Origin of the sequence: Treponema sp. J25 (genome assembly GCF_004343725.1) — a bacterium.
GTDB lineage: Bacteria > Spirochaetota > Spirochaetia > Treponematales > Breznakiellaceae > J25.
In genome coordinates this window covers 44659-70997 of record NZ_PTQW01000009.1, presented here as the reverse complement: position 1 = coordinate 70997, position 26339 = coordinate 44659, and the positions used below count along the sequence as shown (strand labels likewise).

Genomic DNA, 26339 nt, shown 5'->3' with positions numbered 1-26339 from the left:
TGAGATTATGGTAGACCTGTTTCTGAAATTTGTCAAACATTTTTCTGTGATTTTTTGGGGTTGACGGCTTAAATTTTTTTACAGGATTGGCGTTCGATAAATTCCACTGGTAACAGAATACGATGGGGGAGATTTTCTCCATTGATCTTTTTGATAAGCGACTCCGCCGCAGCTTCCCCAATGGCTTTTCGATTTTGCCGGAAAGTCGTAAGGGGCGGATGACTATAGGACGCCCACTCATAATCATCAAAACCTACAAGGGAAAAAGCCTCGGGGATAGAGATCCCATGATCCTGGCAGTATTTCATAACCCCCAGCGCAAGAACATCTCCCCCACAATAAATCGCCGTAAAGGGAACCTGGGCGTGTAAAAAGGACTCCATTGCCCGGTAGCCCCCTGTCACATTCCAGTGGGTGGCATGGATAACCAGGGCAGGATCATAATCAAGCCCCACATCTTTTAAGCCAAGCTTATATCCTTCAAGACGTTCCACCGCCGCGGAGGCATAGTAATCCAGAGGCCCCGAAATATGGGCAATCCGTCGATGCCCAAGATTATAGAGGTAGCGCACCACCTCGCGGGAGGGAGTAACATTATCAGAAGTCACCGTACAGACATTGGGGAAAACAATATTTGCCGAAACAACGGGAATAGAACTGTGAATAACCCGCTTGATTTCAAGATTCTCCGAATTTCCATTAAGAACGAGCACCCCATCTACCCGGCGGTAGCGACAATGTTCAAGATACGAAAGCTGCTGATCTCCCAGATTTTTTGAAATAAACAAGAGTTCGTATCCTTCTTGTTCAATTTTATTTTTAAAAGCGTTCATAATCCCCGAGAATAGAGGATGCTCCACCCCCACCCCCAGGTGATCCTCCTCATAAATCATCCCGATAAGCCAGGTCTTTTTAGTAATAAGGCCCCGGGCAGAAGAATTGGGAGTATATCCTAATTCTTCCGCCAGTTGCCGAACCCTCTTTTTAGTTTCCTCACTAATGTCTGGTTGGTTGTTTAAGGCCTTTGAGACGGTAGGGGGGGATACCCCCAAACGTCTTGCAATGTCATAAATAGTGACCATGCTTACTCAAATTCCTCGTATTTAAAATACCGCACATCTACCCATTGACGCTGGCGCTGGAGATCCTGGCAGGCAAGCCCCACAAAGGCACCGGTAAATCCCAAACCTCCATACTCATCGGACATAATAGAAGCATCAAGAACCGGTCCAAGGGTTTTCCACTCATGACCGTCACTGGACCAATAGAAACGGGTTTCTTTATGGTTAACCGAAACTTTCATATACACAATTCCAGAAGGAATGGCAATATCCCCTGTGGGCATAGAAAACTCCCCATTATCCATACACAAAAGGCCAAGGACAGGGCATTTTTTCTCTTCATCATAACTGACCCTGAGGTAGTACCAGTTCTCCTCATCGTAGCGGTACATAAGGCCCGCCATATGCTGGAAAGAGGTAAAGGATGCTTCCAGGGCCGTTTCGGCTTCGAACACAAAGGACTCTTGCCGCCGGGCACACACACACTGGGTATGCCGGGAAACAGGGGATTCCTTTCCAAACAAACGAAGATAGCCAGGGCGATCCGTAAAAGAATAAAGTACTCCCTCTGCGGGAATCCGGAGACTCATGAAGTCCCGCTTAAAAAGCCGCTGTCCCTCCGGCGTTTCAAAGGTGTACAGAAGCCGCTGGGGAGTCCTCGGTTTTGTCTCCCAGGGAACCTCGAAGGAAAGTTCTGGATAGCGGCTTCCATTGGAAAGATAGGGCCAGTCGTTTTTCCAGATGATGGGAGCGATGGCCGTTTCCCGGCCAAGGACACAGCGTCGGGTCCCCGGCAAAGGGCGTCCCACAAGAAAGGCTAAAAACCACTCTCCCCCAGGAGCCTGGCACAGACTTCCATGCCCCGCCTTCTGAAGGGCAAGATCCGGCTTCCCCCGGGAAGTGCAGAGAGGATTGTCGGGATGGGTTTCATAGGGGCCTGTAATAGAGCGGGAGCGGGCCACACTCACCGCATGGTCATACTCGGTTCCCCCTTCAGCACACACAAGATAGTACCATCCATCTTTTTTATAGAGATGAGGCCCTTCTACAAGCCCTATTTCTGTGCCTTTCCAGATTTTATATACCGGCCCCACCAGTTGCTTCGTCTTGGGGTCCAGTTCCTGAAGGAGGATCCCCGAAAACTGCCGGGTCCCCTGTTCTCGATAATCCCATTCCATGTTTACGAGCCACTTTTTCCCATCATCATCATGGAAAAGAGAGGGATCAAACCCCGAACTGTTAAGATACACCGGCTCTGACCAGGGACCTTCCACCGAGGGAGCCGTAACCAGATAGTTGTGTACATCCTTAAAAGGACCTTGATTCCAGGTTTTTACATCCGTATATATAAGCCAGAAAAGCCCATCGTCCCAGGACAAACAGGGGGCCCAGATGCCACCGGAGGGGGGATTTCCCCACATGTCAAGCTGGCTCTTCCGGGTTAGAGCCCGCCCTACCGGTTCCCAGGAGGAAAGATCCCGGGAACGGCTTATTTCTACCCCGCCAAACCATTCAAAGGTGGAATTGGCAATATAAAACCAGCCATCATGGTACAAAATGGATGGATCCGGATGAAACCCCCTCAATACTGGATTATTGACACTTCCCATAGCTTTCTCCCTTTACTTTGTAATACGAGGGGCATCCTTCTACAAAGGTCTCCTTCCTTTGTTCCGTCGGGCCTTTCTTTTCTATTTTTTTCAAAGCTCCGCCCTTTCCGATCTACTTTTGTAGAAGAGCTCTCCTCTTTCCGTAACGCAATCGATTGCGTTACTTCCATAATACGACGGTTTTCCTAAAAACGCAATCATTTCCCGTACTCCTATGGTGTGGTGCTCACAGATACCTTCCCTCGTGAATTCTCTGCTGCAACGAGGTTAAGAGAAGAAAATTTATTTTAAGACTAGATTTTTATATTTCAAAAAATTACTTAAACCACCCCACTCTCTCCAGCAATATTTTCCAAGATCTTTTTATACCCTAAGATCGGGAGTCTTTTTCTCTTCTATCTTTGACACAACCTCCGCAGGAGTGTCTGAGGAAGTTCCTTTATTCCCTCTATCCCCCACTTCTCGATATGATCCTAAGATAATAGAGATCGGTTCAAGCAGAGGAACATGATCACAGACTATCTTTACTATCACCGTCAGGGGTACCGCCAGCACAAGTCCCGCAAAACCCCACAACCAGCCCCATATGGTAAGGGAACTTACCACAACGAGGGGAGAAAGGCCTAAATTATCTCCCTGGATTTTTGGCTCTAATCCATTACCAATAATGGTATTTACGCCTACCATTACTGCTATGGTTCCGATAACCGGAGCCGGTTCTGGCCAAAATTGGATAAGCGAAAAGACACTCGCCCCCACACTGGCTAGAATGCTCCCAATGGTAGGAATAAAATTTAGAACAAAAGATATGACCCCCCAAAGAAAGGCAAAATCTACCCCGATGAAATACAGACCTATGGCAACGAATACACCCGTTGCAAGGGAAACACAAAACTTTATAAACAGGTAACGACTTACCTGGTTAATAATAGTGGTGGTCATTTTTTTTATTTTCCCCTCTACTTTCCCCATAAAAGCCAGTTCCACTTTATGAAAAAAGTGGGCCGATTCGGCCATAAAAAAAATCACAAAAATCATTACCAATATGAGGTTAGAAAGGAATGAGACCAGGATACTGGAAAGCTTGAGTGCCATATCACCCACCAGGGAGCGAATTCCTAATTGGCTCCAGAGGTTCATCAAAAAACTTTTTTCCGCATCAAAGGGAAGCCCCAACAGCCCCGCGATAGAGGCATATATTTCCAGAAACCGTCTTTCGTATTTGGGATATACCCGGGAAATAGTACTGGCACTTGAAATAAGAATAACACCAAACAAGTAAAACACTCCAGCCACACTAATAATCCCAACGAGTATCGCCACAAGACGGGGAACACGAATTTTCTCAAGGAGTTGGACCAACGGTTCCAAAGCGAAGGAAAGGAGGATTGCTACTACCAGCGGCACAAGAACAGGGGTAGTAACCTTCATCACCGCCCCGCAAAGAATGACAGCTATAAGACTTATCATGAGCGCAATAAAACGCCCTGAATGGAAATTACGATTGTGCTCCCTCATATCTTACCATCCTTACGTGTAAGAGAGTATCTCATAGGTGGCAGATATTTTCCTAGAGCAAGAGAAACAATTCATTGTTAAGATATGATTAAAGGGTCCTTTCAGGGGTACTTCAATTTTTCTGATTCGATGTGCTATACCACCTATCATACCTTGACCGCGATTGGCGCCACCGATATGGTAACTCCATCATGGAACTTATACCGTTGTCCAACCCTTTCGGGGGTCCCGTGTACTATCTACGAGAAACTTCTAGCACCCAGGACGAGGCCCGTCGGCTCGTTGCAGCAGGAACCCCTAACGGGACAGTGGTGCTCACCGATTATCAGTCTGCCGGCAGGGGACGAGGGCAGGGCCGTTCCTGGCAAGCCCCCCCCGGAGAAAATCTCCTCTGTACGATTATTCTTCAGTATCAGAGCCTTACCGATTTTCCTCCCGCCGCTAGCATCCGGGTCGGCCTCGCAGTAGCCCGGGCAATCGAACCATACGTATCCATCCCGGTGTACATTAAGTGGCCCAATGATGTCATACTACAGGATAAAAAGGTCTGTGGGATTCTCTGTGAAGGGGCGGGAACCGCTCTTTTAATTGGCATTGGCCTTAACATCCATCAGCGCGACTTTCCCCCAGAACTGGCATCCCGGGCCACGAGTCTTGCTATCATCCAGGACATGCAGACGGGAACCTCAGCCACTCCCTTAGCCCTTGACCGAAACAGCATTCTTTCCCGCATTCTGGAAGCACTAAAAGAGGTGCTGTCTCCCGAGGCATCCTGGCAACGAGAAGTAGAACGGCGCCTCTATAAACGGGGAGAGATAGTCAGCTTTGTCCCTGGCCTTCCCGATACGGGCCCTGCCGTGGAAGGAATCCTGGAAGGGGTGAGCCCCGACGGGGCACTCCTGCTCCGTTCTTTCGATGGGATACCCCAGAGTTTTGTAAGTGGAGAAATACGATTTTCATCTGCCCTCTTGTGAAGCCGCCGTCTTTAGGGGTACACTAGGTTCCATGCTGGACTATAAATTCATCAAAGATAACCTGGATGCGGTTAAGCAGAATATTATCAATCGAAACATGAAGGCCGACGCGGATCGGGTGGTCGCCCTTTACGATCGTCGCACTAACCTGGTAACGGAACTTCAGAATTTGCAACAAAAACGGAACGCCAATGCTCAGGCAATGAAGGGGAAACTCAGCCCTGAGGAACGGCAGACCCTCATCGAGGAAGGGAAAAAATTAAAAGATGCCATTGCCGCCATGGAAGCGGAACTTCAAAAAACAGAAGAGGAACTGGAAACCGAAGCACGCCGGATTCCCAACATGGCCCATCCGGCGGCTCCCATCGGGAAAGAAGATAAGGATAACCTGGAAATAAAACGGGTTGGCGAGCCTACTCGCTTCGATTTTCCCCCGAAGGATCACGTACAGCTTGGCCAGGAACTTGATATCATCGATTTTGATACGGCCACGAAAGTGTCAGGTACCAAATTCTATTATTTAAAGAATGAGGGGGTATTTCTTGAACTGGGGCTTATTCGGTATGCCCTGGATATCCTGCAACAAAAAGGTTTTACTCCCTTCATTACCCCCGATATTGCGAAAGAAGAAATTCTTGAAGGTATAGGGTTTAACCCCCGGGGCTCTGAATCCAACGTATACACCCTGGAAGGAGAAGGAACCTGCCTCGTAGGAACCGCCGAAATTACCCTGGGGGGCTACTATTCGGGGACCATTCTCCCAAAAGAACAGCTTCCCCTGCGCATGGCAGGGCTTTCCCACTGCTTTCGGCGGGAAGCAGGAGCGGCGGGGCAATTTTCCAAGGGGTTGTATCGGGTCCATCAATTTACCAAGGTGGAAATGTTCATTTACTGCCTTCCGGAAGAGTCGGATCGGATGCACGAAGAACTGCGAAGCATAGAAGAAGAAATCTTCGCGGGCCTCGAAATACCCTTCCGGGTGGTAGATACCTGTACCGGAGACCTCGGAGCACCGGCCTACCGCAAATGGGACCTGGAAGCCTGGATGCCTGGCCGTAATGGTGGCGAATGGGGAGAGATTACCTCTACCTCTAACTGTACCGATTACCAGGCCCGGCGGCTCAACATTAAATACAAGGATGACGATGGCAAGAACAAGTATGTCCATATGCTCAACGGAACCGCCATTGCCATAAGCCGGGCCATCATCGCAATCCTCGAAAATTTCCAGGAGGCCGACGGTTCAGTTCGTATTCCGAGACGGCTCGTCCCGTATTGTGGCTTTGACCGGATCACTAAGAAATAAATACCCTCTGTAAAGGTAAAGGAGCCTTCCATGCACCTGGTCTGTCTTGATTTAGAAGGGGTCCTCGTTCCCGAAATATGGATAGCCTTCTCGGAAGCCACCGGCATCCCCGAATTACGTCGAACCACCCGGGATGAGCCGGACTACGATAAACTGATGCGCTTTCGCCTTTCCTTATTGAAAGAACGGGGCCTACGGCTTCAGGACATCCAGCGGGTGATTGGCACCATGGATCCCCTGCCGGGGGCCATTGAATTTGTCCAGGCCCTGCGGGAACAGACCCAGCTTATCATCCTTTCCGATACCTTTGAAGAATTTGCCCGGCCCCTCATGGCAAAACTAGGCTACCCTACGTTATTCTGCAATAGCCTCGTGGTGGCCCCCGACGGAACCGTTACCGATTACCGGCTCCGCCAGCAGAACGGCAAACGAGAGGCCGTTCGGGCGCTGAAAAGCATTAACATGCAGGTCTTCGCCGCCGGTGACTCGTACAATGATTTAGCCATGATCCGCGAAGCCCACCGGGGCTGCCTCTTCCGGGCCCCCGAGGCTATCCGCACCAGTTGCGAAGACCTTCCCTGCGTGGATAGCCATTCGGACCTTTTGAAAGAAATAGAACGGTTTCTTGCTACCGAATGGATATGATCCAGGCGTTGCTCAGTAGGTAATTATCACCGCGAGCAGCTTGAGGGGGACAGCCCCGGTGTTTTTTATGCTGTGACTTGCCCCGTCGCCGGTAATCACCACGTCACCCGCATGGACCGTCTGGGGGACACCATTATCGATAACGGTCCCCTCCCCTTCCAGGATGATATAGTACTCTGTTTCCGCATCGTGTCGATGTTCCCCGATAGAGGCTCCTGGAGGGATAGTTACTTCCGAGAGGAGCCGGGCATTCTTCATGGTACTTCCTTCGACTAAGTGCAACAGGCTTACCGTTCCCTCTCCATCCCGCATCCGCTCTTTGAGTTCTAAGCGCATCTCGTCTCGACGCCGTATCATGATTCATACCTCCCCTGTAGGGTATACCCTTTGTTTTTGGGTTTTAGTCGCTGGAATTGCCTGGGCAATCCCTCTTAGGAGGCGGCAGGGCCCCTCCCGATATATAGGGCTTTCTTGCAATTATCCAGCGGGATTACTATACTACAGCATCATGTCCGATAAAAGTACCTTTTCATTTGCAAAACCCATTGGACTCGCCATTGTCATTGGGCTCTGTGTTAACCTGGGCATTGCCTTCTTCATGGATGCCGATACGATTTATGAAACCCTTAGAAAAATAAACATTGTGGTGATTTTAGTGCCCTTTGTTTCCTATTTCCTTATCTATTTTATCGATTCATTGCGGCTGTATGTGGTGCTCCGCCAATTTGGCGATCGCCTTACCTTCGGGGAATGTTTTTACAACAGTGTGATTAGTATTCTCTTTTCCAACATCACCCCCTTTGCTTCTGGGGGACAGCCCTTCCAGATCATGCACCTTACCAGTATTGGTATCGATAGTAGTCGGGCCACCAATGTAGTATTGTCCCGCTACGTGGAGTTTCTTTTTACCTGCTTCGGAATATTTCTTTTGAGTATACCTACTGCCCTCGGACTCATTAATTCCATGCACATTGGCCGGGAACCCCTCTTTATAGGTTTTGGAGTAACCATCTTTTCCAGTTTCTTTATTCTCTTCTCTTTGATTCGACCGGACATGTTGAGCCAGGTCATTATCCGTCTGGAACACACCCGTTTTGGACGGTTGATTGGGAAACTGAGCCGGAAAGATAACTGGGGAGAACTTCTTTCCCAATGGACCAAGACCCTCAGAACCGAAGTGGCCTTTCTCTGGTCAGAAAAACTGTTGGTAATGCTCTTAGATATTTTTCTTGGCTTTCTGAACCTAGCCCTCCAGGCCTTTTCTCTTGCCTATGTGCTTCATCGGATTACCCCTATTCACACATCCTATGTGCATATTATGATTACCTTCGTAATCATTAATCTCGTGGTATACTATGTTCCCACCCCAGGAGCCAGTGGAAGTATCGAAGGCTCTTATGTGTGGGTTTTTTCAGGGATGAATAATAACCCTGCGGCAACCACCGTGGCTATCCTGATATGGCGTTTTGCCACATACTATCTCCACGTATTCTTCGGGCTTCTTTTTTTCCTATTGTATCGAAAAAGATCTGGGGGACGCATCAACAAAGAAAAAGCACTTCCCCTTTTTTGAAAACATAATGAGGTGCCTATGATGAACCCTTTAAAGATTGCGATGCTTTCTTCGTACTACTTTCCTCATAAGGGGGGAACCGAACGGTATGTGCATGATCTCTCCCACGCCCTTGCAAAACGGGGCCACGAGGTCACCATATTTTCCCATTACCCAGGCCCTGCTGGGAAATATGAAACTGAACCGGTACGGGTAGTACGGGTTCCCTCCCTCTGGGGACCCTTCTATAGCCCCTACCTCGCATGGCTTCCTGAATCCCAACTCCGTCGACAGGATATCATGCATTCCCATGCTCCGCCCTTTTATTTTACCAATCAGGTCTCCCGAATCAAAAAAATTCCCCACGTTCTCACCTATCATTGTGATATCGAGATTCCTGAACAACTTGGGGTTTTTAAACTCCCCGGCAAATCAAAATATCTATTAGACACCTATTTTCGGAAAACCACCGAAATTCACCTGAAAAAGGTAGACCAAATCGTGGCGACGACCCACTCATACGCAGAAACCTCTCCCCTCCTGCGGAACTATCCGTATCGGGTAATCCCCCTGGGTATCCATGGGGAACGATTTCGCAAGGCCCTGGAACAGCCGGAGATCCAGAAAATTCAGAGGAATGAACGGGAAATCCTATATGTGGGGCGTCTTGTGGCATCTAAGGGCCTGGTGTTCCTTATTGAGGCGGCAAAACTACTGCGGGATGCGGGCGAATCCTTTACGCTCACGATTGTAGGCACCGGGGAGGATCTTCTCAGTTTAAAATTGCTGGTCCACACCTACGATCTTGAAAAGCAGGTTTATTTTGCCGGTAAGGTCGAAGATAACGAGCTGTTACACTATTATAAACGAGCGGCAGTGCTGGTACTTCCCTCCTTTGTGCGACTCGAGGCCTTTGGGATCGTGCAATTGGAAGCCCTTGCGATGGGGACCCCCGTCATCGTTTCCGATATTCCCGGGGTAAACGAAGTGGTCCGAAAGAGTCAGGGTGGCTACCTGGTACCCCCACGGGATCCCCCGGCGTTGGCAGATCAATTAGCCCAGGCTCTTCGCAATCCCCGGGAATTACGGTACCGGGCAGAACAGGGGCAGGCCTATGTGTTTTCTCATTATGATTGGAACACCATAGCCGGCCAGTTTGAAGAACTCTACTACGAAACATTACAGCGAAAAGGAAAATCTCTATGAATACGCAGGCCTACGAAAAACGGCGAAATTATGTGTATGACTGGATGGCCCGGGAAGGGATTGCCCTCGTGATGTTTGAAGATACCGAAGGGCGGCGAGATCCTTCAATTCGATATCTTACCGGTCAGCCAGGGGATGCGCTGCTTTTCTTATCGGTAGATCGGGAGGCTGTGCTGGTACCCTGGGATATCAACATGGCTTCTTCGTATGCCCAGGCCGATAAAATCATTCCGTATACCGAATTTGAACGCCACCCCCTCCGGGCTATTAAAGCCATAACCAGCGGGCTCCAGATTCCCTACGGATCCCGCATCGAGATCCCGCCGGTAACAGCCTATCCGCAATTCTTGCGGTTTATCGAGGCTCTTCAGGATTATGACGTGGTTTGCCGGGAGGGAGGAGCCGCTGAGGAGGTGCAACACCTGCGGGCCATAAAGGATGAAGAGGAAATTGCCCTGTATCGAGAAGCGGCCCGGATTACAAACCACCTCATCGATCTACTGGAAACCAAATTGAAAGAAGGCTCCCTGAGGACCGAAATCGAGGTGGCCCTTTTTATAGAAGCGGAAGCCCGCCGGGCCGGTTGTGAAGGCACCGGCTTTGAAACCCTGGCCGCAGGGCCCCGACGAAGTTGGGGAATTCACGCCTTTCCTACCTTTACTGCCGAGGCTTTTGCCGAACCGGGACTTTCCATTCTGGACTTTGGCCTATCCTACCAAGGCTACACCACCGACGTAACCCTAACCATCGCCCGGGAGCCCCTTTCTCCCTCTCAAAAACGAATGCTCTCCCTCGTAGAAAAGGCCTATAATCTCGCCCTTTCCCTCATAAAGCCGGGGGTAGAAAGCCGCCTTGTGGCCCTGGCGGTGGACAACTTCTTCGAAAAGAACAAAAAGCTCATGCCCCATGCGTTGGGCCATGGTATCGGCCTGGAAGCCCATGAGGGCCCCGCGCTTCGCAGCCGGGCCGATAACGAGTGGGTCCTTCACCCCGGCATGATCTTCACCATTGAGCCGGGACTGTACGACCCTAAACAGGGGGGCTGCCGTCTTGAAAACGATATTCTCCTTACCGAACAGGGTCCCGAAGTACTCACTACCGCCCGCATCATCTACCTATAAGGATAATCCAGGATGGCCGGTAAGGTATCGGTATCTGCGGCAAGGCGTTCCATGCCTTTGAGGTTTACGACGATGCGGAAGGACGAAGGAGCGTTACCAGGGGCTCTGCCCCTTTATCTACCTCGATAACAAGGGTTTGTTCCTTTCCCGTTTCGTCGCCGTACACAATGCGAAGATAGGGGGGAGCACTCGAAAAAAGACGGGCCCACCAGGATTGGGGGCGATAATACTCCACTGAGAGGATATTCTTTCGCTCCAGGGTAAACACAATTTCCTGGCTCGAGGGGTTTTTTGTGCCTGAGGCTCGGTTAAGGAAATCCAGCCAGCTTTCCTGGGGAAAATGATGGAAGTGGAGTTTTCCTTTTGTTACCATGAGGAGCCCCCACAGGGGACCCCGAAGGGGGACTTGCCCTTCGAACCATCCCTGTACATAACAGCCCAGGCTATGGGCCAAAATTGGTTCTCCTAACGACCGAGCATAGTTTTGCCAAAATGCGTCTATTTCTGCCTGGTTCATAGGATTATTGTACGGTACGGCTTGCGATTACGTCTATCCCCAGGTTTCGCCAATTGCGCAGGAGCACCTGGCCCCGGCATACCGGCGGGGTCACCGAAAGGGCGTAGATATCCTTAAGGAGTTCGGGGATATGTTCCCGCGGACAGGGCGCTGTCGTCCGTACAGGAAGCCGCTGGGGCATGCAAAGCCCCGGCCGCATCCCCTTTTCCAGGAGCAAACGAGACAGAGGGGGCAAGTTCTCTTTCCGTACCGCGGGCTTTTCCCCTGAAACATCCTGGGACCTTCGTTCTAGACGGCACGTGGCGGTTACTAGACGTTTAGGCATTGTAAGTTCTTCCTGAGCATAGAGAGCCCCCCGGGGACAGCGATTCCCTGATACAAGAAGGCGCCCCTCCGCATCCTCTTGAATCACCAGGTGACATCCCTGGGGACAGACAATGCAGGTAAACTCTTTCATAGATATCTCCTCCCTTGGGGAACAGTAACTTCATATCTCGCGTTGTTTCCTATTTTATTGACGGTTTTCATGGTACCCCACAAAAGGAAGCGGCTTACTACCGCGAGAACCGGTTTGCCACCTCCCCATTTATTGATGTGGAAGGAGGGCAAGTTCCACCACCGAATCCTCCCGGACCCCCTCCAACTCTTTTTTCCCCAGCGAAAGGGTAATCATCTCCGAAGGTTGCACATGACTCTTCTGAATCCGCTTGATGACCCGATTATCCAGGCGAACCTCCAGATCCGTTTCGTTGGCCACTATCATCGAACGAAGATAGAGGGGATTGTCCTCTTCCACATTCAATTTATTCGGCGTTACCGAACGAACATTCGCCCCGGCCCGGCAGGGAACTTGCCGCAGCACCATCTTTCCTGCTAGCCACTGGGTTACCTGCTTTCCACAGAAAGATGCTTCTTCGGTGACCCAGTCCACAAGGTCATGTACGTGGAGTACATTACCACAGGCAAAGATGCCGGGCAAATTGGTCATCAAGCGGGAATCCACCACAGGACCTCCCGTGGAAGGATGGAGTTCTACTCCCGCCGTGCGAGAAAGCTCATTTTCTGGCACAAGGCCCACCGAGAGCAGTACCGTATCGCAGGAAAGACGAAAGGCCTTTTCCCGTATCAGAACCCCCCGTTCCATGGGGGTAACTTCCACTCCTTCCACCCTATGGTTCCCAAAAATGTTAGTTACCTGAGAAGAAAGGTAGAGAGGAATGCCAAAGTCATCAAGGCACTGGACGATATTCCGGGTAAGGCCCGAGGGATAGGGCATGATTTCAACCACCGCCTGGACAGTACAGCCGATCCAGCTCATGCGACGGGCCATGATAAGCCCGATATCCCCAGAACCGATGATAACGATGTTTCGGCCCGGAATGTAGCCTTCGATGTTTACAAGCCGCTGGGCCAGGCCGGCGGTGTAAATCCCCGCGGGGCGAGAGCCCGGAATCCGAATATTGCCCCGGTTCCGTTCCCGGCATCCCATGGCAAGAACCACCGCCCGGGTAAGAATCCGAAACACCCCGACCTCGGGGGACACACAGAAGAGTTCCCAGCGAGGAAATGGAGATGTGGAAACACCCTTTTCCTGTTCCCGTCCCAGATCCCCTCCTCCGTTGGTTGCGGTCCAGGGTACCAGTTTGGTGACGGTGGTTCCAAGGTACACTGCAATCGAGGACTGCAGGACCGCTTCTATAAAACGCTCGGCAAATTCGGGGCCCGTAAGTTCCTCTTTAAACACCTTAAGCCCAAAACCAGCATGGATGCATTGCATTAGAATACCACCGAGAAAATCTTCCCGTTCTACGATAGCCACCCCATGGCCACCCCGTTCTATCTCCAGGGCAGCGGCCATACCGGCGGCACCACCTCCGATAACTACCGCATCATAATACAGGTCTTTCATAGGGCCCCCCGGAGTATCTGGCTTGTTTCCCCATGCTTCGTAATTTCTTCGTAGCTCATGCCGGTCTCTCGCATAAGGATCTTGATGATCTTATACGTACAAAAGGCTCCCTGACAGCGCCCCATCTGGGCTCGGGTAAAGTACTTTATGCCATCCAGGGTGGTATGCCCCTGGCGGATAGCCTCCACAATTTCCGCTTCTGTTACCGTTTCGCATCGACACACCAGGTGTCCCCAGGCGGGATCATTCTGTACCAAATCGTCCCATTCATAGGGAGAAAGGTTCCGGGCCTGAGGACGAGGGGGCAAACAGGGATTCCAATCAGGTTTCTCCGTCAATTCAAGACCCGCCGCTTTCAGGAGATCCTTCACATACTCCCCAATGGCAGGAGAAGCGGTAAGTCCCGGCGATTGAATCCCCGCCACATGAATAAGGGAGGGAACCTTAGTGGAGGGCTCGATGTAAAAATCTTCTCCCAGCACAGGCCGGAGCCCCGCAAAGGTGGTAATCACATCGTTCCGGTTAAGTCCTGGCACAAGGCGTTTTCCAGCTTCAAGAATAATATCCAGGTGCTCGGCGGTAGTGGCCACGTCTTCTTTTGACAATGCCGGATCGGCGGTAGGCCCCACGAGGACCGTTCCCTCCACCGTGGGAATAACGAGCATTCCCTTGGAAAGAGCACTCGGCACAGGGAATACCACCCGTTCTGGCCGCACCGGCGTGAGTCGATCCAAAAGGAAATATTCCCCCTTTCGGGGGGTGATAATGTATTCTTCGGCCCCAAAAAGGCGAGAAACCTCGTCAGCGTAGAGTCCTGCGGCATTCACCACAAAACGGGCCGACAGGGACCCTCCTTCTTGATTAACAAGGCGCCACTCCTTTTTCTCCGTATTCCAGTGAGCATCAACAACCTTCCAGTTTGTATACAGATGGACCCCATTGGTAAGGGCCGATTCCACCAGGGCAAACACGAAGCGATAGGGCTCGATAATGCCCCCCGCAGGGGCGTAGAGCCCACCCACCACTTCCGGCGAAAGCTGAGGTTCCAGGGAAAGAAGCCGTTCCCGGGAGCAAAGCTCAAGCCCCAGGGCCCCGTTTTCTCTCCCCTGCCAGTAGAGGTGTTCCACCGCCTTCATCTCGTCTTCATGGAGAGCCGCCACGATAATTCCACACCGCTTAAAAGGGAAGCCCAGTTCTTGATGAAGCCGATCAAACATCCAGTTGCCTTGAATTTCGAGACGACTTTTCAGGTATTTCTTAGGGTGATGGAAGCCCCCATGGATAATACCCGAATTGGCTTTACTAGTCCCGAAGGACACATCTGCAGCCTTTTCCACCACCGCCACCCGCAGACGATAGGCCGATAAACGACGAGCAATGTTAGCCCCCGAAACCCCGCATCCGATGATTACCACATCATAGGAAGGCGTCCCCTGTGCGGAGGGATTCAGGCAAGGAGAAGGCGTTTTTACCATACGGTCCACCCCATTATTCTCTACATAAAAAGAAGTATTGGGCCCCAAGGGATTTCCCAATATTTTCCCTAAAAGACCTTTGCCTATGAACCCTTTTAGTATACCACGAAAACACCAGAACCTTGTAAAATTTAAACGGCCGAGCGGCTTCTGAGCTACTGGCTTTTTCCCGGGGGGAGGCTCAGGGGGGGCATATCGGTTTACAGAACAAGCTCCCTATTCTCCAGGCTTTGTCACACCCACCCTCTGTATGGTACAATGGGCCCATGGCATCCTTTAATCCTTCCCTTCCCTGGCATATTGTGACTCCCCCGGTACCGGAAGGGAGCCTCCAGCGGGCCTTGGAAATTCTCTCCCAGGCCCTGACATCTCCTTCCGCGGGCTTTCCTGTCTCAGACGCAAAAAAGTACCGCCATCAGACACATCCCCTTGTCTATGGGCCTGCGGACATACCCCCCGCAGGCGGCCTTATCCTTCTTGATTGGAACAACGACTCAGAGGATGAACGGCATGGATTTTCCTGGCGAATAGGAAAAGAGCGAATAGAAATTCACGGGACCTCGCCGGTCGGACTGAGTCGGGGGATTTACCACTTTCTCAGGAGTCAGGGGTATCATCTTGATCGCCCCGGATCGGGTGGGAACCTCAGACTGTATCGAAAAAGTAGTGGTTCAGGGCTTTCTTCGTATCATGAAGGGGGCACCACTGACCCCCGGCAGAAAAAACGACTCTTTCTGGGGAATGTGGAGTACGACCGGGAAGGCCTTGAATGGATTGCCTGGGCCGCATGGGAAGGTTTTGAAAGCCTCATCATCTACCCCGAAGAGGAACTATTTTCCCTTGAAACGGTGGGGGAACAGTTTTCGGGCCGGCGGAAAAAACTGCTCGAAGCGGCCAGTTTTTATGGGATTACCATAGAAGAAGGGGGATACTGCCTTTCCCGCCTGGTTCCCCGTCGGCTCTTTCGGACCAACAAGGAACTATTCCGCATGGAAAGCGGCAAACGGGTACGGGAGCGCAATTTCTGTCCTACCAACCCGGAGACCCTGGCGATCCTTGCCCGGGAAGGACGGCGCTTTTTTCAACTCAGACCAGAAACCCGGGTATTCCATCTCTGGCCCGACCAGGGAGAGGGTCACCAGTGGTGTGCCTGTCCCACCTGCCGGGCCTTTTCTCCCCTGGAACAGGAACTTATCGCTATTAACGCCCTGGCCGACGTGCTCCAGGAAGTCCATCCAGGGGCTTTTCTTTCGTATCTGCATCCAGAGGGAGAAGAAACACCCCTTTCGATTCGGTCGAATGTCTTCGCCCTCCCCCTCCCCGGTGATGGGCCCCACAAAGAGCGGGATGGATGGGAAATTGCAGTCCGCCCTTCCGAAGAAGCCCCTACCCTTCCGCCAAAATAAAAAAGCCCCTGTTCCCCTATTTCAGGGGAAAAAAGAGCAAGCCCCGCTGGTTTACACCGCTTCCCAGGTACCGCTCCGGGCCGAACGGGCCAGGGCATCCAGCACCGCCATGTTCTCAATCGCATCGATTGGGGGGGTGGGAACCTCGATTTTTTCTATGAGTGCCCGGGCGAAGGCGTCAAATTCCAGGAGATATTGATCGGCCACTTCTGTTTCTATCACCCGTCGGCCCACATCGGTGGCCACAAAAATGCGGCCGGGCACATCCCCATACATATTAAAGGGCACCTCGATACTCATGCTGCCCCCCGTCCCGTAAATATCAACCTTCTGCATCGAGAAGAGCTGGGTTCCTACCGTGAACGTCGATCGGCGGCCTTCTCCAAAATCAAGGATTCCTGAGACAAGGATATCGGTCTTAAAATCCGGATCTTCAAGGAGTTGGGCTACCACCCGTATGGGCTGGGCTCCCATGAGGAAACGGGCAGAGGAAACGGCATAACACCCTATATCCAACAGGGCCCCGCCCCCATATTCGGCAATATTCCGAATATTGCGAGGGTCCCGATTGTTATAGCAGAACATGGTATGCATCGTTTGCACCTGCCCCACCTCTCCCGCCTGAACCAATTCCCGGGCCCGCTGCCACTGGGGATGGAAGCGATACATGAAGGCCTCCATAAGGGGAATCCCTTTCTTGGTACAATAGTCCACCACTTCCCGGGCCTCCAGGGCATTCAAGGTAAGGGGTTTTTCGCACAGAACAGGTTTACCCGCATCGGCGGCCTTCTTGATATATTCCAGATGCATATGATTAGGCAGGGGAATATACACAAAATCGATGTCCTTGTCCGCGAGAAGCGCCTCATAGGACCCATAGGCCTTTGCAAAGCCCCAGCGCTTGGCATATTCCTGCGCCTTTGAGAGGTCCCGGGAGGCAACCCCGTAGGGTTCAATGAGCAGGGACTCCCGCAAAGGCACAGCTACCCGTTTTGCGTAGTGGGCCGAACAACCAAGTACACCCATCCGTAATCGCGTCATACACACCTCCTGTGTAGTATCTTCTAGTATAGCCTATCATGGCCTTCTTTGTACGATATTGACTTTGTGCTGACCGATGGTTATTTTATAACTATAGTTAGTTTTTTATACCAAAGGTTATATGATAAACAGCAATCTAACCAACATAAAATAAAGATTATGAAAAAGAATAAAAATTAAAAAAGTTCCGTTCCCCATGAGATAACGGGGAACAAACCTAACCGTCAGGGGGAAACAGTGGGAATCGTAGAACGAAAGCAACGAGAAAAGGATGAACGACGACGGCTCATCTTTGAAAAAACCAAGGAACTTATCCTCGAACGGGGTCTCAGTGGTTTTAGTATGCAGGATGTGGCGGATGCCACAGAGCTTTCAAAGGCTACTCTGTACCTGTACTTTCAAAACAAAGAGGCGATCCTAAAAGAAATCCTGGAAGATGCGGTAAACCGTTTCGAAGACTATGTACGCAGCCGCATTACCCCTACCATGACGGGAATCGAAGCCCTCCACACCCTCTGGAGGTCTTATATAGAAATTTTTGGGAAATTCCAGGAAGTGTTCATCTTTACGGGCATTAAAAGTCTTATCGATCCGGTCTTCCCTTTCTTCTTTCACGACCAGGAAACAGATACGAATGAGTTTCCCCATTACCGGTTGTGTGCCCTGCTGACGGCCATCCTGGAACGGGGGTACCAGGATGGGACCCTCCAGAAAACCGTGGAACCCGAGCGGATTGCGAAGAGCGTCTTTCTTATTGGTTCATCCCTGATTGAATACGTAGCCCGGCTTCCCCGCATAAAACGGGACAATAAACTGATCATTCAAGAAATGAAAACCATTTTTGAGCTTATTCTCCGGGGCCTTGCGGCACCCAATACGGATCCGCAGGTCCTTTCATTAGAAACATCCGTGGTGGAACAGCTTGCGTAACAAGAGGAGTGTCTTATGAAACGATTGTTTAAACATCCCTGGCTTATCGTGACCGTGATAGGGTGTATCACGGTGTTCTTTGCCCTCCAGCTTCCCCGGGCTCAGCTGGATAATAACAACTTCCGCTTTGTACCGGAAAAAGACCCGGAGCGGCTCCTTTCTAAAAAGATTGATGATACCTTCGGAAGTCAGGTTTTTATCCTTGTTGGGTTAGAACGAAAATATGACTCGGTGCTGGAAAAGGAATTCCTTGCCACCCTGAGGACCTACATTGATCAGGTAGAACAGCTTCCCAAGGTTGATTCGGTCCAGTCCCTGATGTCCACCGATTATATCACCGGGACCGCCGATACCATTAAGGTAGAACCCTTAGTACCCAAAGATTTTACGGGAACGCCCGCAGAAGTTCAGGCCCTTAAGGAACGGCTCTTAAGCTGGGATCTTTATTCTCGCTCCCTCGTTTCAGAGGATTTTCGGTCCACGGAGGTGCTCATCACCCTTAAGGTAACCGCCGAAGATGCGGGCTCTCAGGAGATTATCGACACCTACAACCGAATTAAAAAGCTTGCCCACGAGGCAGGATTCAAAGACACGAATATCTATTTTGCGGGCATTCCCGTCCTGAGTGTGGAAATAAACAATGCGGTCCACAAGGACCTTATCACCCTGATACCCCTGGTAGTTATCGTTGTAATCACGGTCCTGTTCCTTTCCTTCCGTCGATTGGGCGGGGTGCTGCTTCCCTTACTCACCGTTCTTATCTCCACCATATGGGCCATGGGGGCCATGCCCCTTTTACACATCAAGCTTTCTATTCTTTCGACGGTCCTGCCCGTTATCCTCGTGGCCGTAGGGAGTGCCTACGGGATCCACATTGTGAATCACTACTACGACGAGATTGATAAAAAAGGCCCCTTTACCAGAGAAACCTATCGGGAAGCCATCTATAATCTCCTGCGGCGGGTGGGAAGACCGGTGCTCCTGGCGGCCCTTACGACCTTTGCGGGTTTTGTCTCCTTCTGTTTTACCCCCGTGGTTCCCATCTTTGAATTTGGGATTTTTTCAAGCTTTGGGGTTCTGGTTGCCCTCGGCGTTTCGGTTACCCTCATTCCGGCCCTCTATTTAATCCGCGGGCCCGAGGGGGGATATCAGGCCGAAGCGCCCCGTTCCACCTCTAAAGAAGAGCTCTCAAGCGAGACTTCTTCGAGTCTCAGTGAAACTCAAAAGGCCTCGGGGGCTTCGTCCAAAGAGCGGAACAACCAATCAGAGGATCGCTTTAGCACTATCGTAGCAAACCTGTTCCTTGCCATCACCAGAAAAAAGAAAACCGTCTTAGGTCTGGCCACCCTTATTGTGGTATTTTCCCTTATAAGCCTTCGTTCCCTTATTGTGGATAATGTTCTGGTGGAATATTTCCGAGCTACCACTGATGTGGTCCGTTCTGACGTATTTATCCGGGAGCACTTTGGCGGATCCAAGGTGGTCAGTGTGGTGGTTTCTTCTCCCACCCCGGGGCGGGTACTCCACCCGGATGTACTGGTTCCCCTGGATGGGCTTTCCCGCTATGTATCTGAGTCAGTTCCAGAAGTAGGTAAAGTGATGGGCTTTCCGGACCTGGTAAAGCGGATTAACCAGGTATTCCATGCGGAAACAACCCTAGAAGAGATGTCTCCGTGGGCTGTCTCCTCCGGTGGAGTGGCGACCTTGACTCAAAGTGCTGGAGCTATGCCGGAGAATGCCGGCGAACCGGCCTTCGGTTTTGCTGTTTCTGAGGAACCGGCTTTTGGGTTTGGCTTTGAAACAACGCCAGAAAAAAGCTCTCCCTCTTCAGGAACAGGCGAAACAAATGCAAAGTCCAGAGCCCCCCTTTCAGCCACGCAGGGAACTGCCGCTCCTGAAAAAACCAGTTCTGCCGACGGTCGCAACACCGCCAACGGTTCTTCTATACCGCAGGATGTTGCCGCCCTCCTGAGCCGGGCCCGGGCAGGGAGCCGGGGCTCTCTTAAGACAGCGGATGACCTTATTAAAGCGGTATATCGGGAGCTTAACTATCAGGGGTATGGGTACTACGAAATTCCCCAGGATCCGGCGCGGTATGGGAAAACCAGCCAGGACGAACTCCAGGGACTTGTTGCCAACTACCTGGTACTCCTTTCTGGGGACATCAGTTCCTATGCCAACGACCCCCTGGAGCCTACCGCCGTTCGACTGAATATCCTCTTACGAACGGTGGGACAAATCGATACGAATCGGGCCATCAGGGCCATCAAAGAATATTGCCACGACCGGTTCCCCACGGATGTAACCATCGAAGTAGGGGGTACCGCCCTTATCGAAGGATCCCTGAATAACCTAGTGGTTCAGTCCCAGTTAGTTTCCATCGCCGTGTCATTACTTCTGGTATTTGGAATTCTTACGTTTTACTATCGATCGGCCATTGCGGGACTTATTGGCCTTGTGCCCTTAAGCATCTCGAGCCTCATCAACTTTGCTTTCATGAGTTTTTTTGGTATTAAACTCAACATAGCCACCGCCCTGGTGGCCAGCGTCAGCGTGGGAATCGGTATCGATTACACGATTCACTACCTCGCGGCGTATCACCACGAATGGCTCCGCCACGGAGGGGATCCAGACTTTCTCCGCCGGACCTTCCTTTCTTCCGGCAAGGCCATCATTTTTAACGCCGCATCGGTAGGGGCCGGTTTTGCGGTCCTCATACTCTCTCAATTTAATATTCTGGCAGACCTGGGACTCCTGTATGCCCTTACCATGGCCACCAGTGCCTTTGCGGCCCTTACGGTGCTGCCAGTACTCTTGCAAATCTTTAAACCCGCCTTTATAACCCGCCCACTGCGGTGGGATGAAGAATAGTGGAGGTACCTATGAATACAGGTATGTTGAAAAGGCTGAGCCTTTTGGGCAGTCTTGGCTTGTTCTGGGCAGCTTTTATAAGTGCGCAGACAAGTAATCTTACGGCAACGCAGATCATCGAAAAATCCCGGAATCGGATCCAGCGAGAAACCGTTTCCACCCGGGCCCGGATGGTGATTACCGCCAAAGACGGCAGTACCACCGAACGCCTCGTGGATCAGTACTCCAGTTATACCGGCGGTCGCAGCAGAACGGTGGTTATCTTTCAGAAACCGGCCAGCGTAGCGGGAACCCGCTTTCTTACCATCGAAAATCCCGGAAAAGAAGAGGATCGCTGGATTTTCCTTCCTTCCTTAGGAAAGGTCCGCCGTATCGCCGGGAGTGAAGGTTCAGGCAGCTTTGTAGGCACCGATTTTTCCTACGATGATATTTCCTCGGCGGACCGAAAAGCCGATAAGGATACCCACCAACTCCTGCGGCAAGAGACCTATAACGGGCGGCCCTGCTACGTGATAGAGTCCCGCCCCATCGATCCTTCCTACCAGTACGCCAAAATCATCTCCTGGATCGATACAGAAACTTTCATCGCCCACAAGATGGAACTGTACGACAAGAAGTCGGATAAGCCGATCAAACTGTTCGAAGTCCTCAAGGTAGAGGATAAGCAGGGCCGGCTTACCCCTGTGGAAAGCCGGATGACATCCTTGCAGAAAGGAACCAGCACCACCATTTACGTGGACATCATCAAGTATGATGATCCCATCCCTGAGGGGGTCTTTACGACCCGCTTCCTGGAAACGGGGAGGCCCTAAATGAAGCAGTTTATCCAAGGGAGGGGCCGGCCTCTTTCAGAGGCCGGAAGCCCGCATACAGTCACGAAAGGGGGTACAGCGATGAAACACCCACGAACTAACCATACGGGAATTTCTAGATTCGGCAGCCTGGGCACAGCTTTTATCGCGCCAAGAACTCTTTGGAAGGCATTACTTGCCCTCTTAGCCCTGGGGCTTAGCACCCTGGGTCTCGGGCCGGCCAGGCTTTCTGCCCAGGACTTTGGCTTTGGTCCGGCCGATGCTACAGAGGCCAGCCAGGCCGCAAGTGGAAGTGCCGTCGGCGCCGCAGGAACCGGCCCGGCCCTTACCATTTCCGGTACCGCCACCATCCAGGGGAACCTCTTTGTGGGGGAACCGGAAGCGCTGTGGGACCAAAGCCTGGGCGACCTGGTGTATCCCAAATTAACCCTCGAGGCCCGGGGAAGCAAGGTTGAAACCTACCTGGCATTCAACCTTCGTCCTTCCTATCTTGAAACAGCCTCATCCCGGATTCTGGACGAAGCCTGGGTACGGCTTTTTGCAGGACCCCTTACTCTGGATGGGGGATTCATGAAGGTTACCTGGGGCAAGGCCGATAGCCAGGGATCTCTGGATGTGCTTAATCCCCTGGACTACACGGATTTTACCGTCACCGATAGCAAGGAACGGAAAATCGCCCAACCGATGATCCGGCTATCCTGGAACATAGGGGACTTTACCAAACTGGAAGGTATCGGTGTCATCGGCTTCCAGGGAAACCAGTACGATCTTTCTGGACGATGGCAACCGGACCAACTGGGAAGCCTGGTTGCCATTTCTACCCAGAGTTCTCAAACGGCGGAACAAATTCTCAATATCCTCAGTGCCGCCCTTCAGGCCGACCGAGGCCTCGACCACAGCCAGGGGGGACTGCGCTTTACCACCACCACAGGCTCCGTCGATTGGGGTATCCAGTATTTCTACGGCTATCTCCCGAATCCGGCAGCAAAGATCGTCCTGGCAGGAACCTTCCCCACTTTATACCCCGTGCTCCAGAGCCTTGCGTATAATCGCTACCATCAGGCAGGCCTCGACGCCGCCACAGTGCTCGGGGGCTTTAATCTCCGCTTTGAAGGGGCCGCCAACATCACCGAAGATACCTCGGGGGACGACCCGGCGGTGTATAATCCTCACCTGGCCTTCTCTCTTGGCTTCGATCGGGATGTGGTGGCGGGAATCAACCTGAACGTCCAATACAATGGGACCTACCGCCTCATGGACGATAAGGTAGGGACCACGCCTTTCGACATAGAAGCGGGAACCAAGGCGTTCACGGATCGGCTTACGACCCGCATCAGCCAGAACCTTTTCCAGGACACCCTGAAATGGGAATGCACTATCCTCTGGGGCATCCAGGATAAGGACTACCTTATCATTCCCAAGATCTCCTGGGCCATCGGTGATGGAGAAATTTTTGCCCAGGGAGGTATCTTTGGAGGCGATTCGGCGGGCCTCGTGGGCCAGTATGATAAAAACGATTATCTTACCCTCGGCATGAAGTATACGTTCTAACGGCGATACCCCGGAGAAAGCCCCTTGACCGCCATAGGAAATCAGGATAAGGTGACAGCATGGACATTCAAAAACTTTCCATGGATATGGCCCAGGGGCAATTATCCGAACAGGTAGGAATGGCGGTCCTCCGTATGGCCCTGGGCAAGGGAAACGAACAGGCCCAGGCCCTGGGGACCCTGCTTGAAAGCGCCTCTCCAGCGGTGATTCAAGACCCACAGTTGGGAACCACTATCGACATTCTTGCATAATAGATAGAAATGAATAAAAAAGCACTTCGGGCGGATGGGCTGCTCCTCCTTACCGCCGCCATCTGGGGCTTTGCCTTCGTGGCCCAGCGAAATGGAATGTCCTACATGGGCCCCTTTACGTTTAACGGCGTTCGTTTTGCCCTGGGCGCCCTTTCCCTCTTCCCTCTTCTTGGAGTGTCTACCCGATCCTATCTCAGGGCAATGCAGAAAAAAGACTGGCTCTTCCTGGTTTTCACAAGCCTGGGGGCAGGGGTAGTGCTTTTCTTTGGCGCGAATCTTCAGCAGATTGGGATCGTGTATACCACGGCGGGTAAAGCGGGCTTCCTTACCGGCTTGTATGTGGTCCTCGTACCCATAGGGGGGATTTTTTTAAGGCACCATACGGGACCTGCTACCTGGGTGGGGGCAGGCCTTGCGACGGTAGGTATGTACATCTTGAGCGCCCCCGACGAGCTTGGCCGGATGAATCCCGGGGATCTTTTGGTAATAGCCAGCGCCCTTTTCTGGACGACCCACGTGCTCTATATTGATCGGTTTTCGAAGCGCTGCGCTCCCCTCCTCTTGGCGGCGGGGCAGTTCCTGTGGTGCGCCCTCTTTTCTCTGGGGGCCGCTTTTCTGTGGGAAACGCCCCGGTGGTCTGCCCTTTCTGCAGGCTGGCTTCCCCTTTTATATGGGGGTATAGGGTCGGTAGGGATCGCCTACACCCTACAAGTGGTAGCCCAGAAAGACGCTCCCCCCGCCCACGCGGCAATCATCCTCTGCCTTGAAGGGGCCTTTGCAACCCTGGGGGGCATCCTCCTTTTAGGGGAACCCTTTGGAATCCGGAATTTTTCCGGCTCAGCCCTGATGTTTGCGGGGATGCTTGCAAGCCAGTGGGACCTGATACGGGAAAAGGGTTCACCATCCCCTGGTCCCACGGCTTAAAAACGCGGCATCCCTTTCGGATCTCCGGGGGCTTATATCTCTTTATTTTTGTTTCGACGCAGAACTTCGGCGACAAAAGAGCTTACCTCATCCACAAGCCGGCTGATATACATCGAAGCATCTTCTTCAAGTTCCTCTTCAGGGTCGTCACTTTCCACCATAAAAAGGAATTTTCCGTTATAGAAATAGAGTTCTGTGATATCTTCAGGTTCGCTATCAAAATAACGCTTTACATAGAAGAGCTTTCCGTCATGCTGGTAATCAAAATAGTATTCCTCCCAGAGGGCACCCCCCTCATTAAGGAATCGGTTCACCTTGTAAAGCACTCCATCGCTCTTTTTAACATACACTGCCGTTGAAAGTCTGTCCCATTCTTCCGCTGAAAATTCATCCATGTGTTTCCAGGGGGCCGTTGTTTCTGGGTAATACCCTGCTTCCATGAGGTCCGCCGTTGTTTCTTCTATGTCATCCACCATAATTTTTACATAGTTCCGGTATTTCTTATAATCAATAGAACCGTCGGGCCGCTGAAATTTGGAGTAAAAGGTCAACATATCCGTAACTTTTTGTAGAACCACCTTTTGAGGGAAAGGAGCGTTATCCGTTTTTTTGGTTATTTCCCACTGGAGCCTATCCGCATCAAGATACGAAAGCTTAAAGGGGAGTTCTACACCGTTGGTGGCGTCCGTAATAGTTCCGCTGAGGGTCTTTCCCTTTACAGTACCCTCGAGGGAAGGAGTTTCCGCAAGCATCTCATCGAAAACCGATCCACCCCCACCCACAGCGGAATGAAATCCTATCACCGATTGTTCTTCTTGTCGAAGGTCGATAAAGAAATAATCGGAACCTTCTTCCCATCCCCAGAGCCCTGAAAAATCGGCAGGCTCCCCTGGGCTACAACTCATAAATGCCAGCATGACCGCTGAAAAAAAGACAGTCACCGAGAGGGTCCTTCTCCGCAAGCCCCGGTTATTCATCATGAAAAACCTCCTTTTGTTTGAGAGCTTATTTTAAAACAGAATGATAAGGTGCTTCACCTGCAGGGAAAAACTTGGTTTAAATATAGCATAGGATGTTTTTCTTTTCAAAAGAGAAAATAATTTTTGTACACATTACATTTAGCTTGGGTCAATATGGGGCAAGGAAACATATAAGAAATCAGCCAAACCCCTAAAAACAAACCCCAACAATCATTTTACAAAAACTTAAGAGTCCCTTGTGTAAGCAACAAATCTCTTTTATAAAAATGATATATCATAGTGCGCCAGGCGCTGCAAACAAACACAAAAGGAGGTTTTCATGTCATTATCGAGATCCCCCGATCCTGTTCAAGAAGCCACAAACCGGGTAAAATTTTCTTTCCGCCTCACGATTAATTCATTCTTCCGAAACCTTATGCGGGCATTTCGAAGAATGTTGCGGCTCCCCTAATTTTCACAATGGGCCTTGTTGTATCGAGGCCTTGCCAAAACGGCACGAATAATAAGGTACCCGATTAAAAGAGGGCCTCGGAAGGAAGTTTTTCCCTTCGAGGTCCCACATTCCCCAGATTAAGGCAGAGCCACAGAGCCATAAAAACCCAGCAGATCCTATCCATATAACGGTGCGGTTGAGGGCTCCCCTTCAGGAAAGAGGGGGATGGCTTTTCACGGTCCTATA

At 51.4% G+C, this 26339-nt stretch carries 24 protein-coding genes; 14 read left to right on the top strand and 10 right to left on the bottom strand.

Annotated elements, in window-relative coordinates:
* Positions 1–68: 68 nt before the first annotated feature.
* The 3 genes from C5O22_RS02705 to C5O22_RS02695 all read right to left on the bottom strand — a co-directional run bounded on the left by C5O22_RS02705 (position 69) and on the right by C5O22_RS02695 (position 4189).
* Entirely contained in the window at positions 69–1082 is a 1014-nt protein-coding gene (locus C5O22_RS02705; protein ID WP_132779659.1) for a LacI family DNA-binding transcriptional regulator, read from the bottom strand.
* Between the two features lie 2 nt (positions 1083–1084).
* On the bottom strand, positions 1085–2671 hold the full coding sequence (locus C5O22_RS02700) for a glycoside hydrolase family 43 protein (RefSeq protein WP_132779658.1): 1587 nt from the start codon (positions 2669–2671) through the stop codon (positions 1085–1087).
* Positions 2672–3034: 363 nt separating this feature from the next.
* Positions 3035–4189 (bottom strand): AI-2E family transporter, encoded by a 1155-nt coding sequence (locus C5O22_RS02695; protein ID WP_132779657.1) that lies wholly within the window; start codon positions 4187–4189, stop codon positions 3035–3037.
* Between the two features lie 230 nt (positions 4190–4419).
* Between C5O22_RS02695 and C5O22_RS02690 the strand changes: the two genes are divergently transcribed.
* From C5O22_RS02690 to thrH, 3 genes are read left to right on the top strand one after another with little or no spacing between them, the layout of a single operon-like run.
* Positions 4420–5163 carry a biotin--[acetyl-CoA-carboxylase] ligase gene (locus C5O22_RS02690; RefSeq protein ID WP_165910375.1) on the top strand — a complete coding sequence of 248 codons (744 nt, stop codon included), beginning with the start codon at positions 4420–4422 and terminating at the stop codon, positions 5161–5163.
* Positions 5164–5194: 31 nt separating this feature from the next.
* Positions 5195–6469, top strand: coding sequence for a serine--tRNA ligase (serS, locus tag C5O22_RS02685; protein WP_132779655.1), 1275 nt, complete (start codon positions 5195–5197; stop codon positions 6467–6469).
* Positions 6470–6499: 30 nt separating this feature from the next.
* Entirely contained in the window at positions 6500–7114 is a 615-nt protein-coding gene (gene thrH, locus C5O22_RS02680) for a bifunctional phosphoserine phosphatase/homoserine phosphotransferase ThrH (RefSeq protein WP_132779654.1), read from the top strand.
* Positions 7115–7126: 12 nt separating this feature from the next.
* Here the strand turns inward: thrH and C5O22_RS02675 are convergent, their stop codons facing one another.
* The gene (locus C5O22_RS02675) at positions 7127–7471 is read right to left on the bottom strand and encodes a cupin domain-containing protein (RefSeq protein ID WP_132779653.1); all 345 of its coding nucleotides are present in this window, start codon (positions 7469–7471) and stop codon (positions 7127–7129) included.
* A gap of 151 nt (positions 7472–7622) precedes the next feature.
* Between C5O22_RS02675 and C5O22_RS02670 the strand changes: the two genes are divergently transcribed.
* From C5O22_RS02670 to C5O22_RS02660, 3 genes are read left to right on the top strand one after another with little or no spacing between them, the layout of a single operon-like run.
* A complete protein-coding gene (locus tag C5O22_RS02670) occupies positions 7623–8687 on the top strand; it encodes a lysylphosphatidylglycerol synthase transmembrane domain-containing protein (protein ID WP_165910374.1) in 1065 nt (354 codons plus the stop codon).
* A gap of 18 nt (positions 8688–8705) precedes the next feature.
* Positions 8706–9872 carry a glycosyltransferase family 4 protein gene (locus C5O22_RS02665; RefSeq protein WP_132779651.1) on the top strand — a complete coding sequence of 389 codons (1167 nt, stop codon included), beginning with the start codon at positions 8706–8708 and terminating at the stop codon, positions 9870–9872.
* A complete protein-coding gene (locus C5O22_RS02660) occupies positions 9869–10993 on the top strand; it encodes a M24 family metallopeptidase (protein ID WP_132779650.1) in 1125 nt (374 codons plus the stop codon). Before C5O22_RS02665 ends, C5O22_RS02660 begins: the two co-directional genes overlap by 4 nt.
* Before the next feature lie 64 nt (positions 10994–11057).
* Here the strand turns inward: C5O22_RS02660 and C5O22_RS02655 are convergent, their stop codons facing one another.
* The 4 genes from C5O22_RS02655 to C5O22_RS02640 form a co-directional block, all read right to left on the bottom strand.
* Entirely contained in the window at positions 11058–11510 is a 453-nt protein-coding gene (locus C5O22_RS02655; RefSeq protein WP_132779649.1) for a hypothetical protein, read from the bottom strand.
* Between the two features lie 4 nt (positions 11511–11514).
* A complete protein-coding gene (locus tag C5O22_RS13445) occupies positions 11515–11967 on the bottom strand; it encodes a DUF1667 domain-containing protein (RefSeq protein WP_165910373.1) in 453 nt (150 codons plus the stop codon).
* A 129-nt stretch (positions 11968–12096) separates the two neighbouring features.
* A complete protein-coding gene (locus C5O22_RS02645) occupies positions 12097–13419 on the bottom strand; it encodes an NAD(P)/FAD-dependent oxidoreductase (RefSeq protein ID WP_132779648.1) in 1323 nt (440 codons plus the stop codon).
* On the bottom strand, positions 13416–14894 hold the full coding sequence (locus C5O22_RS02640; protein ID WP_132779647.1) for an NAD(P)/FAD-dependent oxidoreductase: 1479 nt from the start codon (positions 14892–14894) through the stop codon (positions 13416–13418). The genes C5O22_RS02645 and C5O22_RS02640 overlap by 4 nt, the downstream gene beginning before the upstream one ends.
* Before the next feature lie 266 nt (positions 14895–15160).
* Between C5O22_RS02640 and C5O22_RS02635 the strand changes: the two genes are divergently transcribed.
* Entirely contained in the window at positions 15161–16300 is a 1140-nt protein-coding gene (locus C5O22_RS02635; RefSeq protein WP_132779646.1) for a DUF4838 domain-containing protein, read from the top strand.
* Between the two features lie 51 nt (positions 16301–16351).
* On the opposite strand, the gene C5O22_RS02630 is transcribed toward C5O22_RS02635, so the two are convergent.
* A complete protein-coding gene (locus C5O22_RS02630; RefSeq protein WP_132779645.1) occupies positions 16352–17341 on the bottom strand; it encodes a Gfo/Idh/MocA family protein in 990 nt (329 codons plus the stop codon).
* A 237-nt stretch (positions 17342–17578) separates the two neighbouring features.
* Here C5O22_RS02630 and C5O22_RS02625 point away from each other — a divergent pair, with 237 nt between their 5' ends.
* From C5O22_RS02625 to C5O22_RS02600, 6 genes are all read left to right on the top strand, one after another.
* Positions 17579–18271 carry a TetR/AcrR family transcriptional regulator gene (locus C5O22_RS02625; protein ID WP_165910372.1) on the top strand — a complete coding sequence of 231 codons (693 nt, stop codon included), beginning with the start codon at positions 17579–17581 and terminating at the stop codon, positions 18269–18271.
* Between the two features lie 15 nt (positions 18272–18286).
* Positions 18287–21142 (top strand): efflux RND transporter permease subunit, encoded by a 2856-nt coding sequence (locus tag C5O22_RS02620; RefSeq protein ID WP_132779643.1) that lies wholly within the window; start codon positions 18287–18289, stop codon positions 21140–21142.
* Between the two features lie 11 nt (positions 21143–21153).
* Positions 21154–21954, top strand: coding sequence for an outer membrane lipoprotein-sorting protein (locus C5O22_RS02615; protein ID WP_243692854.1), 801 nt, complete (start codon positions 21154–21156; stop codon positions 21952–21954).
* An 81-nt stretch (positions 21955–22035) separates the two neighbouring features.
* Positions 22036–23505: a DUF1302 family protein gene (locus C5O22_RS02610; protein ID WP_132779642.1), complete on the top strand. Its 1470-nt coding sequence runs from the start codon at positions 22036–22038 to the stop codon at positions 23503–23505.
* Positions 23506–23564: 59 nt separating this feature from the next.
* On the top strand, positions 23565–23756 hold the full coding sequence (locus C5O22_RS02605) for a YjfB family protein (protein WP_132779641.1): 192 nt from the start codon (positions 23565–23567) through the stop codon (positions 23754–23756).
* 9 nt (positions 23757–23765) lie between these two features.
* Positions 23766–24680, top strand: a complete 915-nt coding sequence (locus tag C5O22_RS02600) for a DMT family transporter (protein WP_132779640.1) — start codon at positions 23766–23768, stop codon at positions 24678–24680.
* 32 nt (positions 24681–24712) lie between these two features.
* Here C5O22_RS02600 and C5O22_RS02595 read toward each other — a convergent pair whose 3' ends face one another.
* Complete coding sequence (locus tag C5O22_RS02595) at positions 24713–25660, bottom strand: hypothetical protein (protein WP_132779639.1); 948 nt, start codon at positions 25658–25660, stop codon at positions 24713–24715.
* 319 nt (positions 25661–25979) lie between these two features.
* Here C5O22_RS02595 and C5O22_RS13715 point away from each other — a divergent pair, with 319 nt between their 5' ends.
* Positions 25980–26111: a hypothetical protein gene (locus tag C5O22_RS13715; protein WP_279432184.1), complete on the top strand. Its 132-nt coding sequence runs from the start codon at positions 25980–25982 to the stop codon at positions 26109–26111.
* Positions 26112–26339 lie beyond the last annotated feature (228 nt).